Here is a 12,997-nt window from a genome sequence, read left to right on the forward strand (position 1 = left end):
CACAATTGACTCGGAACAATCTTAATTAAAAATCAGGCCAGAATAAGGGGGGTAACGCATCAGAATTTCAGCCGTTCACCCTGCTGCATCCGCACAAACTTCACCCCCAGATTATTGCCTTTTTCCAGCTGCGCCATGATGGCTTTTTCAGGATCGGCACCGGCCTGCAGGGTCGGTTTAACGTGGCTGATGATCACGGTCAGGTCTTTCAGTGACCCCTCGCCGCCCGCAGAGTTTTGCAGATGCGTCAGTTCTTTTAACAGCCAGTCAGGGGTGAGGTGCCCGAACAGTTTGCTGTCAGGCACACCGTCGGGATAAGAGGTTTCGATAATGATGCCTTTCAGGCGTTTGGCTTTGATTTCGTCGCCCAATACGCGCCAGACGGTATCGAGATTTTTGGATTTCTCGACCTCATCCGGGCCGGTGTCGCCGAAGAAAGCAAACGACGCATTATTGCGGCTGATCAGGATCATGCTGGAAGGCGTGCCGCCATGACTAAGCGGATAAAGGGTGCCATCCAGACCGGTCAGGCCGAGGGAGAATCGCTGTGCCGGACGCTGCTGATTCAGGCGATAGGTGCCGATGCGAAAACCGCTGCCGGAGTCGGTGAAATTCGGCCAGACGCGGCCATTGAAGTAATGCTGGCGCAGCGTGCCGATGGTATCCGCCGTGCCGTAAATCGGTTTTTTACTGTCTTCCGGCGAGCTGATGATCAGCCCCGCCAGATGGTCGAGATGGCCGTGGCTGATAAAGTATCCGCCAATCAGATTGCGGAACACCGCACCCTGCGGCGTCAGCGGCGCAGCGTTTTCTGCGGTCACCTCAGGAAAACTGCCTTTGGCCAGTCCCTGGCTGATGCCCGGCAATACCGAACCGGCATCCAGCCCGAGATACAATTTCTGATCGTCACTTTTAATCAGATACGAGGTCAGATTGCCCTCTTCCACCCCGCCGTTCACGCCCAGCGCCACCACATCGAACGCCGCAGTGGCCTGTCCCGCCCAGCACGCCAGCATCAGCGCCAGCAGGTATTTTTTCATCACATCGCTCCTTGTCGTGGTGAGAGACAAACGTCAGTCTGCCCGGTTTTTCGCGGCCTCAAAGGCGGCAAGCGTGTCTTTTCGCGCCCGCGCGTGATCAATCACCGGCAGCGGATAGTCTAGCACGCGATGATGTTTTTCTGCCCAGCGATGCGGGGTGTGAATGTCTTTTTCCGGCACATCCGACAATTCTGGCAACCAGGCCTTGATAAAACGTCCGGCTTTATCAAAGCGTTCGCCCTGCGTCGTCGGGTTGAAAATGCGGAAATACGGCGCGGCATCGGTACCGGTGGACGCGCCCCATTGCCAGCCGCCGTTGTTTGCGGCCAGATCGCCATCCAGCAGTTGCGACATAAAATAGCGTTCGCCTTCACGCCAGTTGATCAGCAAATCTTTCACCAGAAAACTGGCGACAATCATGCGCAGACGGTTATGCATCCAGCCGGTTTGATTGAGCTGACGCATTGCCGCATCGACGATGGGATAACCGGTTTTGCCCTCTTTCCATGCCTGCAAATCATCCGGCGCATGACGCCAGCGCACGTTGTCAGTCCACGCAACAAACGGCTGATGTTTGCAAAGCTTCGGCCAGGCGACGATCAGATGACGGTAAAACTCCCGCCACACCAGTTCATTCAGCCAGCCGAACGCGCCGCCGTCGGTTTTCTCCAGAACGTGCGGGCATTCCGTGCGCACACGGTTCAGACACTGGCGCGGCGACAGCACACCAATCGCCAGATACGGCGACAGCGAACTGGTGCCGTCAACGGCGGGTAAATCGCGCTGTTCGAGATAATCCTGTACCTGTTCACGACAAAAACTCCGCAGCTGATGTCGCGCGGCGTCCTCGCCAATCGCGAAGTCTTCACCGATATCTGCCAGCGGATAATCAAAGGGCATCAGCCGGTGCATCACTACTTTTCCCTGATGTTCGCGGGCTTGCGGCGCAGGCAGAGAGCGGCTGTCCGATTCGGTCAGACGGGATAAAAAGGCCCGGCGAAACGGCGTGTAAACCTTGTACATTTCATTGTTGCCGGTGGTCACGGAACCCGGCGGCAACAGCAGACTGTCGTCAAACGCATGGCAGGTGACGGATCCGCCCACGGCCATTTCTGCCGCGTCATCCCGCTGACGCTCGTTGATTTCATACTGTTTGTTGTAAAACAGCGCATCGACATTTTCGGTTTTACAGAAATCCTTCAGCCAGTCCACGCTGCCCGCAAAATCATTGCACTGATGGTAATGCAGCGGGATACCGCGTTCCGCCAGCGCATGTTGCAGTGCCTGAAGATGCTGATAAATGAACATCGCCTGCCGTGGCGCCATTTCATGCTGCTTCCACTGATCCGGCGTGGCAATAAAAACAGCAATTACGCGGGCATGCGGATCTTCACAGGCAGCATGTAACGCGCGGTTGTCGGTTATCCGCAGATCATTACGGAACCAGACTAAATGCGTGGTCATAATTTTCCTTTTAATGTCCGTATCGAAGTTTTAAGGCTTCCGGGTAAGGCTCGAAATAACGCTGATCAGCCAGATAAGCATCCGGATATTCCGACATGTAATGTTTGAGCAACGTGATGGGCGCCAGCAGCGGCTGCACGCCCTGACGGTAGCGGTCGATCAGGCCCGCCAGCTCCTGACGCTGTGGCGAACTCAGCTGTTTACGGAAATATCCCTGCACATGCATCAGCACATTGGTGTGATTACGGCGCGTGGCTTTGTGACGCAGCAGGTTCATCAGCCGCAGGCGGTATTCGTCAAAGTATTCCTCGAGGGATCCCCACTCTGCCATCGCGGCGACAAAGCGCCCCAGTTCACGGTATTCCGGCTGAGAGTGGGCCAGCAACGTCAGTTTATAACGGCTGTGAAACGCCATCAGTTTGCCGCGCGTCAGGCCGCTTTCCCGCAACTGATTCAGTTCGAAAAGCGTAAAGACCCGTTCGACAAAATTCTCGCGCAGCACCGGATCGTTGAGGCGACCATCTTCTTCCACCGGCAGCCACGGATGCTGTTTCATCAGCTCAGCGGTATAAATCCCGACACCGGCTTTTTTGGCGTCTTTACCGTTGGCGCTGTACACCCGCACCCGCTCCATCCCGCAGCTCGGGGATTTCGCGCAGACGATGTAGCCGCAAAGACCGGCCAGCGGCGCCACACGTTTTTCCGCGTATTGCTGCATTTTTTCCGTAATGTCGATGCTCTCGTCATTACTGAAGCGCATCACCACACTGTCGTTCACCTTCACCAGCCGCAGCGCCGGACGCGGCGTCGGTAAGCCGATCGCCATTTCCGGGCAGACCGGTTCAAACCGCACATACGGCGCGAGTTGCTCCACCGCAAACGCCAGACGTTTATGCCCGCCATCGAAGCGGACATTTTCACCCAGCAGGCATGCACTGATACCTATCGGAATTGTTTTCATCATTGTCTGCGCCTTGCGTTGGAAGAAGAAAAGGAAGGCGGCATTGACTCATCACCTTCACGTATAACCTTAGCACAAGTTATACATAAAAATAATGTTGTACAGGTTTATCGACAGGCAATAAAAAACCCCGTCGGGAAAACGGGGTTTCTGGCTCCTCCCCCTGCGAAGGGGGAGGATGGGAGGGGCTTTAGCAGACCGAACAACGACTTACGCAGACTTCAAATCGTGTGTTTGACCTTAATACCCCACCCCAACCCTCCCCTTCGCAGGGGAGGGAGCTGAATTAATAAAAATCTTGTGTCGCCATTTCAGCGTGACTCAGCCACACCGGCTTATCGCTGGTTTTCATCCAGACGCGGTGTAAATAGCTGTAAAAACGGGCGCGGTCAGCGCGGAACAGCATGACCGGCAGTGCCAGAACACCGGCAGCAATAACAAAAGCGCGGCGGGCCAGTATGCGGGTCATGGTATATGGCGTGTATTCATTCATCGCGTTGCTCCTGTGAAATTTGGAAAGTTTTCGGAAACTGTAAGTTGCGAAAAATATACCGCAATTGATGAAATTTTACTACTCATCTGACCACTTAAAAGTGTAAATTTTCGCCAAATTCACCCTATTACTGTAATTGAGTTACAGAATGGTTAAATAAATACGCATTTTGAGTTTCTTTTGAGTTTCATTTTTGGTTATTTTTATACTTTTTTTACACGCACGAACCCTTTCTTTTCAGGATCTTTTCCCGCCTTTCCCTATTCTCGCCACAACATAAAAACACACCTGTGGAGGTGGATTGTGAGTGTTGGCGTAATCTGCGGCGCATTACTGGTTCTTCTGCTGCTCGGCTATCTGGTTTATGCCCTGCTGAATGCGGAGGATTTTTAAATGGCTGCGACCGGTTTCTTACTGATTGCCAGTTTTATGCTGGTGCTTTTGCTGCTGGCAAAACCACTGGGACACTTTATTGCTCAACTGATTGAAGGACAGCCCGGCGCATTTTTACAGCGCATTGAGAACGGCGTTTTACGTACCTCTGGCAGCAGCACGGCTGAAATGAACTGGTGGCAGTACGCGCTGGCGATCATGGTATTCAACATTTTGGGCATTATCGTGCTGACGGCCCTGCTGATGGCGCAGGGCGTATTGCCGATGAACCCGCAGCATTTTGGCGGGTTGTCCTGGGATCTGGCGTTCAACACCGCTGTCAGTTTCGTGACCAACACCAACTGGCAGGCGTACAGCGGCGAAAGCACGCTGAGTTATCTCAGCCAGATGGCCGGATTAACGGTGCAAAACTTCCTCTCCGCCGCCACCGGTATCGCCGTTGCCTTTGCGCTGATCCGGGCATTTGCGCGTCCTTCGGCGCAAACCATCGGCAACGCCTGGACGGATTTATGGCGCATTACGCTGTATCTGCTTTTGCCGGTCGCGTTTCTGCTGGCGCTGTTTTTCGTCAGTCAGGGCGTGCTGCAAAACTTCGAAGCCTATCAGCACATCACCACGCTGGAAGGCCTGCAACAGACGTTGCCGATGGGGCCGGTGGCCTCGCAGGAAGCGATCAAAATGCTCGGCACCAACGGGGGCGGCTTCTTTGGCGCTAACTCCGCGCATCCGTTTGAGAACCCGACTGCACTGACCAACATGGTGCAGATGCTGGCGATTTTCATCATCCCGTGCGCGCTGTGTTTTGCGTTTGGCCGTGTGGTCGGCGACAACCGTCAGGGTCACGCGCTGGTCTGGGCAATGTCGGTGATTTTTGTGGTGTCCGTGGTGGTGGTGATGTACGCCGAACTCAAAGGCAATCCGCACTTCACCGCGCCTGGCGTCAGCAGCAATTTCAATATGGAAGGCAAGGAAAGCCGCTTCGGCATTCTGGCTTCGGCGATGTATGCGGTCGTGACGACAGCGGCCTCGTGCGGCGCAGTCAACGCCATGCACGATTCCTTTACCGCGCTGGGCGGCATGGTGCCGATGTGGCTGATGCAGATTGGTGAGGTGGTGTTCGGCGGCGTGGGTTCCGGCCTGTACGGCATGCTGCTGTTCGTCTTGCTGACGGTGTTTATTGCCGGGCTTATGATAGGCCGCACACCGGAATATCTCGGTAAGAAAATCGACGTTTACGACATGAAGATGACGGCGCTGGCGATCCTGGTCACGCCGACGCTGGTGCTGCTCGGCACCGCACTGGCGCTGGTCACCGATGCCGGTCGTGCAGGGATTTTAAACCCCGGTGCACACGGTTTCAGTGAAGTGCTGTACGCCGTATCTTCCGCCGCCAATAACAACGGCAGCGCCTTTGCCGGGCTGAGCGTCAACACACCGTTCTACAACCTGCTGCTGGCAGCCTGCATGTTCTTCGGCCGCTTCGGGGTGATTATTCCGGTGCTGGCGATTGCCGGTTCACTGGTGGTGAAAAAGCGCCAGCAGGCAGGCAACGGCACCCTGCCCACCTCCGGCCCGCTGTTTATCGGTCTGCTGGTCGGCACCGTGTTGCTGGTCGGCGCGCTGACCTTTATTCCGGCGCTGGCGCTGGGACCGGTCGCGGAACATTTGCAGGTCTGGTCCGCACAGTAATGCTGCGTAACCCGTTGAACTGATGAATATAGAGACGAAAAAAATGAGTCGTAAACAACGTGCGTTATTCGAACCTCGCCTGATCCGCACTGCCCTGCTGGATTCGGTGAAAAAGCTGGATCCCCGCGTTCAGTGGCGTAATCCGGTGATGTTCGTGGTGTATCTGGGCAGTATCCTGACCACGCTGATCTGGCTGGCGATCCTGATGCATCGCACTGACGGCAGCGCGGCGTTTACCGGCAGCGTGTCGCTGTGGCTGTGGTTTACCGTGCTGTTTGCCAACTTTGCCGAAGCCCTGGCGGAAGGCCGCAGCAAGGCGCAGGCGCAGAGCCTGAAAGGCGTGCAGAAAACCAGCTGGGCGAAAAAAATCTACGAACCGCGCCCTGAATCGCCGGTGATCAAAGTCGCCGCCGATACGCTGCGCAAAGGCGATTACGTGCTGATCGAAGCGGGCGATACCGTGCCGTGCGACGGCGAAGTGCTGATCGGCGGTGCATCGGTGGACGAAAGCGCCATTACCGGCGAATCCGCACCGGTGATCCGCGAATCCGGCGGCGACTTCTCCTCGGTCACCGGCGGGACGCGCGTGTTGTCCGACTGGCTGGTGGTTGAGTGTTCAGCCAACCCCGGCGATACCTTCCTTGACCGTATGATTGCGATGGTCGAAGGCGCGAAACGCCGCAAGACGCCAAACGAAGTGGCACTGACCATTTTGCTGGTCGCCCTGACGCTGGTGTTCGTACTGGCGACGGCCACGCTGTATCCGTTCTCGCTGTTCAGCGTTAACGCCAGCCACGCCGGTATTCCGGTCACCATTACCGTACTGGTGGCGCTGCTGGTGTGTCTGATCCCGACCACCATCGGGGGCTTGCTGTCGGCCATCGGCGTGGCAGGCATGAGCCGCATGCTGGAAGCCAACGTCATCGCCACCAGTGGCCGCGCGGTGGAAGCTGCCGGTGATGTGGATGTGTTGTTACTCGACAAAACCGGCACCATCACGCTCGGTAACCGTCAGGCATCGCAGTTCCTGCCCGCGCCTCAGGTGACGGAACAGGAACTGGCCGATGCCGCGCAGTTATCGTCGCTGGCCGATGAAACGCCGGAAGGCCGCAGTATCGTGGTGCTGGCGAAGCAGCGTTTTAACCTGCGCGAACGCGATATTCATTCGCTGAATGCGACTTTCGTCCCCTTCTCCGCGCAGACCCGCATGAGCGGCGTTAACGTCGGTGAGCGCAGCATCCGTAAAGGTGCGGTGGACGCCATCCGCCGCCATGTGGAATCCAACGGCGGCACCTTCCCGAAAGCTGTCGATGGGCTGGTGGAAACCGTGGCGCGTAAAGGCGGCACGCCGCTGGTGGTCGCCGAGGGCGCGAAAGTGCTGGGCGTGGTCGAGCTGAAAGATATCGTCAAAGGCGGCATCAAGGAACGTTTCGCCGAGCTGCGCAAAATGGGCATCAAAACGGTGATGATCACCGGGGATAACCGGCTGACCGCTGCCGCCATCGCCGCCGAAGCGGGCGTCGATGATTTTCTGGCAGAAGCCACGCCGGAGGCCAAACTGGCATTAATTCGTCAGTATCAGTCGGAAGGTCGGCTGGTCGCCATGACCGGCGACGGCACCAACGATGCGCCCGCACTGGCGCAGGCCGATGTGGCGGTGGCGATGAACTCGGGGACGCAGGCGGCGAAGGAAGCCGGGAACATGGTCGATCTCGATTCCAACCCGACCAAGCTGATTGAAGTGGTACATATCGGTAAACAGATGCTGATGACGCGCGGATCGCTGACCACTTTCAGTATCGCCAACGACGTGGCGAAGTATTTCGCCATTATTCCGGCGGCGTTTGCGGCGACCTATCCGCAACTGAATGCGCTGAACGTGATGCATCTGACGTCGCCGTCGTCGGCCATTATGTCGGCGGTCATTTTCAACGCCCTGGTGATTGTGTTCCTGATCCCGCTGGCGCTGAAAGGCGTGAGCTATAAAGCCATGAGTGCCGCCGCGCTGCTGCGCCGCAACCTGTGGATTTATGGTGCAGGCGGTCTGCTGGTGCCGTTTGCGGGTATCAAGCTGATCGACGTGATCCTGACCGTTTTACATCTGAGCTGATTGTTGAGGAAGACCATTATGTCCGTTAAAAAAATGTCCTATGTGCGTCCGGCTCTGGTGATGACGGTGCTGCTGACGCTGGCAACCGGCGTGGTGTATCCGCTGCTGACCACCGGCGTGTCTGAGCTGGTGTTCCGCCCGCAGGCAATGGGGTCGCTGATCAAAGACAGCGGCAATAAGGTGATTGGCTCTGAGCTGATCGGGCAGAACTTTACCCGCAATGAGTATTTCCAGGGACGCCCGTCCGTTACCGCCGATTCACCGTATAACCCGCTGGCATCGGCGGGGAGCAATCTGGCAGCCAGTAATCCGGCATTGGATCAGGCGGTAAAAGACCGCGTGGCGGCGCTGCGCAAAGCCAATCCGCAAAGCCCGGCGACAGTGCCGGTGGATCTGGTGACCGCCAGCGGCAGCGGGCTGGATCCGCAGATTTCCGTTGACGCGGCGCAATGGCAGGCACCGCGCATTGCAGCCGCGCGCGGTCTGCCACTGGCGCAAGTGAATAAATTGATTGATGATAATACATCATCGCCGCTGATTGGTTTCCTCGGCCCGGACGTGGTTAACGTGCTCGGGCTGAATCTGGCGCTGGATGAACTGAAAGCTCAATAAGGATGATATGACTGACGATCGCCCCGATCCGGACAGCCTGCTGGCGCTGGCTAATGAGAAGCCCCGCGGGCAACTAAAAGTCTTTTTCGGCGCCTGTGCGGGCGTCGGGAAAACTTTTGCCATGTTGCAGGAAGCACAGCGTCTGCGCGCCACCGGCCTTGACGTGCTGGTCGGCGTGGTGGAAACCCACGGAAGGCAGGAAACGCAGGCGCTGCTGCCGGGGCTTTCTCTGTTACCTCCGAAACGCATACACCACCGTGGCCGTCAGGTGCAGGAGTTTGACCTCGACGCCGCGCTGGCCCGCCGCCCTGCCCTGATCCTGATGGATGAACTGGCGCACAGCAATGCCGCCGGTTCGCGCCATCCGAAACGCTGGCAGGACGTCGAAGAGTTACTCGATGCCGGTATCGACGTGTTTACCACCGTGAATGTTCAGCATCTGGAAAGCCTGAACGATGTGGTCAGCGGCGTCACCGGCATCATTATTCGCGAAACCGTTCCCGACCGTCTGTTTGATGATGCCAGCGAAGTGGTGCTGGTGGATTTACCGCCGGACTCCCTGCGTCAGCGCCTGAAAGAAGGCAAAGTTTACATCCCCGGTCAGGCCGAACGCGCTATCGAACATTTCTTCCGTAAAGGCAATCTGATTGCCCTTCGCGAACTTTCCCTGCGCCGCACCGCCGATCGCGTTGACGACCAGATGCGCGAATACCGCGACGATCAGGGCGTTAACCGCGTCTGGCATACCCGCGACGCGCTGTTGCTGTGTATCGGTCACGGCAGCGGTAACGAAAAACTGGTTCGCGTCGCCGCACGGCTTGCCGCGCGTCTCGGCTGCGTCTGGCACGCGGTATATGTGGAAACTCCGCGTCTGCACCGTCTGCCGGAAGGCCAGCGCCGCGCCATTTTGCATTCGCTGAAACTGGCGCAGGAACTGGGCGCGGAAACCGCCACGTTATCCGACCCGCAGGAAGAACAGGCGATTTTGCGCTACGCCCGTGAACATCGTCTGGGCAAAATCATGACCGGCCGCCGCCGTGAAAAACGCTGGAAGTTCAGCGCCAGTTTTGCCGATAAACTGGCGGATATCGCGCCGGATCTCGATCTGATCGTTGTCGGACTGGAAGATGCGCCGGTGACATCGCCGCGCAAAGAACAGGACTCCCGCACCTTCGCCGACCGTTTCAGCCGTCAGTTGTGGGGGTGTGCGCTGGCCGTGGCGCTGTGTGCGGTGATCACCGTGATGTCGCAATGGCTGGTGCCAACTTTCGATCAGGCCAATCTGGTGATGGTGTATCTGCTCGGCGTGGTGATCGTTGCGCTGTTTTATGGCCGCTGGCCGTCGGTGCTGGCGGCGGTGATTAACGTCGTCAGCTTTGATCTGTTTTTCGTGCAGCCACGCGGCTCGCTGGCAGTAACAGACGCGCAATATCTGGTGACCTTCGGCGTGATGCTGATTGTCGGCATTCTGATCGGCAATCTGACCGCCGGGGTACGTTATCAGGCGCGCATCGCCCGTCACCGTGAAAAACGCGCACAGCATCTGTATGAAATGTCCAAAGGGCTGAGCCAGTCGCTGACGCCGGAAGCCATCGCGCAAACCAGCCGTCACTTTATTTCTTCCAGCCTGAATGCCAAAACCGCCATTTTGCTGCCGCAGGAAAACGGCGAGCTGGCGCAACCTGCCGGTGAAATCACGGCGATTGTGGTGGATGACGCCATCGCCCGCTGGAGTTTCGATAAGAAACTGCCTGCCGGTGCGGGCACCGATACCCTGCCCGGCGTGCCGTATCAGCTGCTGCCGCTGGTGGCGTCGGGAGAGTCGCGCGGCCTGCTGGCGGTCGAACCGCCGAATATCCGCCAGTTGCTGGTGCCGGAACAACAACGCCTGTTGCAGACCTTTACCGTGCTGATTGCCAATGCGCTGGAGCGTCTGCATCTGGCCGCCCGCGCAGAAACGGCGCGGCTGGAAACCGAGCGCGAGCAACTGCGTAACTCGCTGCTCTCCGCGCTGTCCCACGATTTACGCACGCCGCTGACGGTGCTGTTCGGGCAGGCGGAAATCCTGACGCTGGATCTGGCATCGGAAGGCTCGAAGCACGCGCCGCAGGCCAGTCAGATCCGCCAGCAGGTGCTGAGCACCACGCGGCTGGTGAACAATTTGCTGGATATGGCGCGCATTCAGTCCGGCGGATTTAACCTGCGCAAGGAGTGGCAGTCGGTGGAAGAAATCACCGGCAGCGCGCTGCGGATGCTGGAACCGGTGCTGGCGCACGACAATATTCAGATCGATTTGCCGAAAGAAATGGTGCTGGTCAATTGCGATGCCAGTCTGATCGAACGGGTGCTGATCAATCTGCTGGAAAATGCCCATAAGTATGCCGGTACCGGCGCGACGATTGGCATCAAAGCCACTCCGCTGGATGAGTGGCTGGAGATTGAAGTCTGGGATAACGGCCCCGGTATTCCGGCCGGTGCTGAACAGACTATTTTTGAAAAATTCGCCCGTGGCAATAAAGAATCCGCCATTCCCGGCGTGGGGTTGGGATTAGCGATTTGTCGTGCCATTATTGAGGTGCACGACGGGCGGATCTGGGCGGAAAATGGCCCCGACGGCGGTGCGCGTTTTCGTTTCAGGTTGCCGCTCGAGGCGTTGCCGGAGATGGAAAGTGACATGGAATCAGACATCAACGAGGCATCGTGAGCGCATCCCCGGTAAATATTTTAATTGTTGAAGATGAAAAAGAAATCCGCCGCTTTGTGCGCACGGCACTGGAGGCGGAAGGCTTGCGGGTGTTTGAAAGCGAGACGCTGCAACGCGGGCTGATTGAGGCCGGAACCCGTAAACCGGATCTGATTATTCTCGATCTCGGTTTACCGGACGGTGACGGCCTGACGTATATCCGCGATTTGCGCCACTGGAGCGCCATCCCGATCATTGTGTTGTCGGCACGCACCCGCGAGGAAGACAAGATTGCTGCGCTGGATGCCGGTGCCGATGATTTTCTCACCAAGCCGTTTGGCGTCGGTGAACTGCTGGCGCGGGTTCGCGTGGCGCTGCGCCGTCATGCGGGCAGTTCGCAGGAAAGCCCGCTGGTGACGTTTGCGGATGTGACGGTGGATTTGATCAACCGGCGCGTACAGCGGAACGGGGAAGATTGTCATCTGACGCCGATTGAATTTCGCCTGCTGGCCGAACTGCTGGCAAACAGCGGCAAGGTCATTACTCAGCGTCAGTTACTGAGCCACGTCTGGGGCCCGAACTATGTCGAACACAGCCATTATCTGCGCATTTACATGGGGCATCTGCGTCAGAAGCTGGAGGCCGACGCCACCCGGCCGCGTCATTTACTGACGGAAACCGGCGTGGGCTATCGTTTTATGCCTTAGGTTCGTCAGCTTCCGGTCTGGCTTCGCCAAATTCGGCTTCCAGGCTTTCAGCCGCCTGCTGCAAAATCGCATTCACACGCACCACCTGCTCCGGCGTTAAATCCGCACGCATCATGTTGCCGCGCAGGGCGTGGCGCAGGCGGTGCATGGATTCATGAATGCCTTCCGCCAGGTTGTTTTCACGCGGACGCTGAGCGCCGGCCAGACGGGCAAAAATCACATCGACCGCCGCCTGATGCTGCGCCAGTTCCACTTTGCCCGCTTCGGTGATCTGATAACTTTTGCGGCCATTGCCGGTGGCGACAGGCTCAAGGAAATCCTGTTCTTCCAGCAGCGTCAGCGTCGGGTAAATCACGCCCGGACTCGGCACATACAGACCGGAAGAGGCTTCTTCGATGGCCTTGATCAGCTCATAACCGTGGCTCGGTTTTTTCGCCACCAGCGCCAGCAGCACACGGCGTAAATCACCGTGTTCAAACAGACGATGTACACCCCGCTCACCGCGCCCGCCACGGCGACCTTCGCCACGTCCGCGACGTTCGCGCCCTTCTTCTCCCCGTTCTTCACCGCGATGACGGCCGTCACGACGTAACGCATGGCGCTCGCTGTGATCACCAACATCAGATTCATGACGGCAATGACCGCGATGCCCTTCTTCCCGGCTACCGTGACCGCGATGGCGGCCTTCAAACATTTTGCTAAACATATTGTATGCCCTATTTAGATATATCGAATTATTTCGATATATCTAAACTAGATCGGTTTTCAGAAACTGGCAAGCGGAAAAACGCATTTAGATATATCTTTATTAACATCTGAACTTCCGGCAAGAAACGGGCAAAAAA

The 12,997-nt window shown here is 57.4% G+C and carries 11 protein-coding genes; 6 read left to right on the top strand and 5 right to left on the bottom strand.

Translation table 11 applies throughout. The features are described 5' to 3' along the window. Nucleotides 1-59: 59 nt before the first annotated feature. The 4 genes from J9880_RS01500 to J9880_RS01515 all read right to left on the bottom strand — a co-directional run bounded on the left by J9880_RS01500 (nucleotide 60) and on the right by J9880_RS01515 (nucleotide 3,958). Entirely contained in the window at nucleotides 60-1,040 is a 981-nt protein-coding gene (locus tag J9880_RS01500; protein WP_131692636.1) for an MBL fold metallo-hydrolase, read from the bottom strand. A 33-nt stretch (nucleotides 1,041-1,073) separates the two neighbouring features. Then, nucleotides 1,074-2,504, bottom strand: coding sequence for a deoxyribodipyrimidine photo-lyase (gene phrB / locus J9880_RS01505; RefSeq protein WP_119826614.1), 1,431 nt, complete (start codon nucleotides 2,502-2,504; stop codon nucleotides 1,074-1,076). A 10-nt stretch (nucleotides 2,505-2,514) separates the two neighbouring features. Beyond that, on the bottom strand, nucleotides 2,515-3,468 hold the full coding sequence (locus J9880_RS01510) for a YbgA family protein (RefSeq protein WP_119826616.1): 954 nt from the start codon (nucleotides 3,466-3,468) through the stop codon (nucleotides 2,515-2,517). 283 nt (nucleotides 3,469-3,751) lie between these two features. Beyond that, entirely contained in the window at nucleotides 3,752-3,958 is a 207-nt protein-coding gene (locus J9880_RS01515; RefSeq protein WP_095921190.1) for a YbfA family protein, read from the bottom strand. A gap of 303 nt (nucleotides 3,959-4,261) precedes the next feature. Between J9880_RS01515 and J9880_RS01520 the strand changes: the two genes are divergently transcribed. The 6 genes from J9880_RS01520 to kdpE are packed head-to-tail and all read left to right on the top strand — an operon-like array spanning nucleotide 4,262 to nucleotide 12,152. Continuing rightward, complete coding sequence (locus tag J9880_RS01520) at nucleotides 4,262-4,351, top strand: K(+)-transporting ATPase subunit F (RefSeq protein ID WP_071823630.1); 90 nt, start codon at nucleotides 4,262-4,264, stop codon at nucleotides 4,349-4,351. Beyond that, nucleotides 4,352-6,040, top strand: a complete 1,689-nt coding sequence (gene kdpA / locus J9880_RS01525; RefSeq protein WP_195816837.1) for a potassium-transporting ATPase subunit KdpA — start codon at nucleotides 4,352-4,354, stop codon at nucleotides 6,038-6,040. It abuts the gene before it with no gap. A gap of 43 nt (nucleotides 6,041-6,083) precedes the next feature. Next, nucleotides 6,084-8,150: a potassium-transporting ATPase subunit KdpB gene (gene kdpB / locus J9880_RS01530; protein ID WP_119826621.1), complete on the top strand. Its 2,067-nt coding sequence runs from the start codon at nucleotides 6,084-6,086 to the stop codon at nucleotides 8,148-8,150. 33 nt (nucleotides 8,151-8,183) lie between these two features. After that, on the top strand, nucleotides 8,184-8,762 hold the full coding sequence (gene kdpC / locus J9880_RS01535) for a potassium-transporting ATPase subunit KdpC (protein WP_195817015.1): 579 nt from the start codon (nucleotides 8,184-8,186) through the stop codon (nucleotides 8,760-8,762). A gap of 7 nt (nucleotides 8,763-8,769) precedes the next feature. Then, nucleotides 8,770-11,466, top strand: a complete 2,697-nt coding sequence (gene kdpD, locus J9880_RS01540; protein WP_232769996.1) for a two-component system sensor histidine kinase KdpD — start codon at nucleotides 8,770-8,772, stop codon at nucleotides 11,464-11,466. Next, on the top strand, nucleotides 11,463-12,152 hold the full coding sequence (gene kdpE / locus J9880_RS01545) for a two-component system response regulator KdpE (protein ID WP_095921184.1): 690 nt from the start codon (nucleotides 11,463-11,465) through the stop codon (nucleotides 12,150-12,152). The genes kdpD and kdpE overlap by 4 nt, the downstream gene beginning before the upstream one ends. On the opposite strand, the gene J9880_RS01550 is transcribed toward kdpE, so the two are convergent. Then, nucleotides 12,142-12,858 (bottom strand): PadR family transcriptional regulator, encoded by a 717-nt coding sequence (locus J9880_RS01550; protein WP_119826625.1) that lies wholly within the window; start codon nucleotides 12,856-12,858, stop codon nucleotides 12,142-12,144. The two genes, kdpE and J9880_RS01550, sit on opposite strands and share 11 nt — an antisense overlap. Nucleotides 12,859-12,997: the final 139 nt, after the last annotated feature.

The sequence above is a fragment of the Rahnella victoriana genome, from assembly GCF_021276285.1.
Classification (GTDB): domain Bacteria; phylum Pseudomonadota; class Gammaproteobacteria; order Enterobacterales; family Enterobacteriaceae; genus Rahnella; species Rahnella victoriana.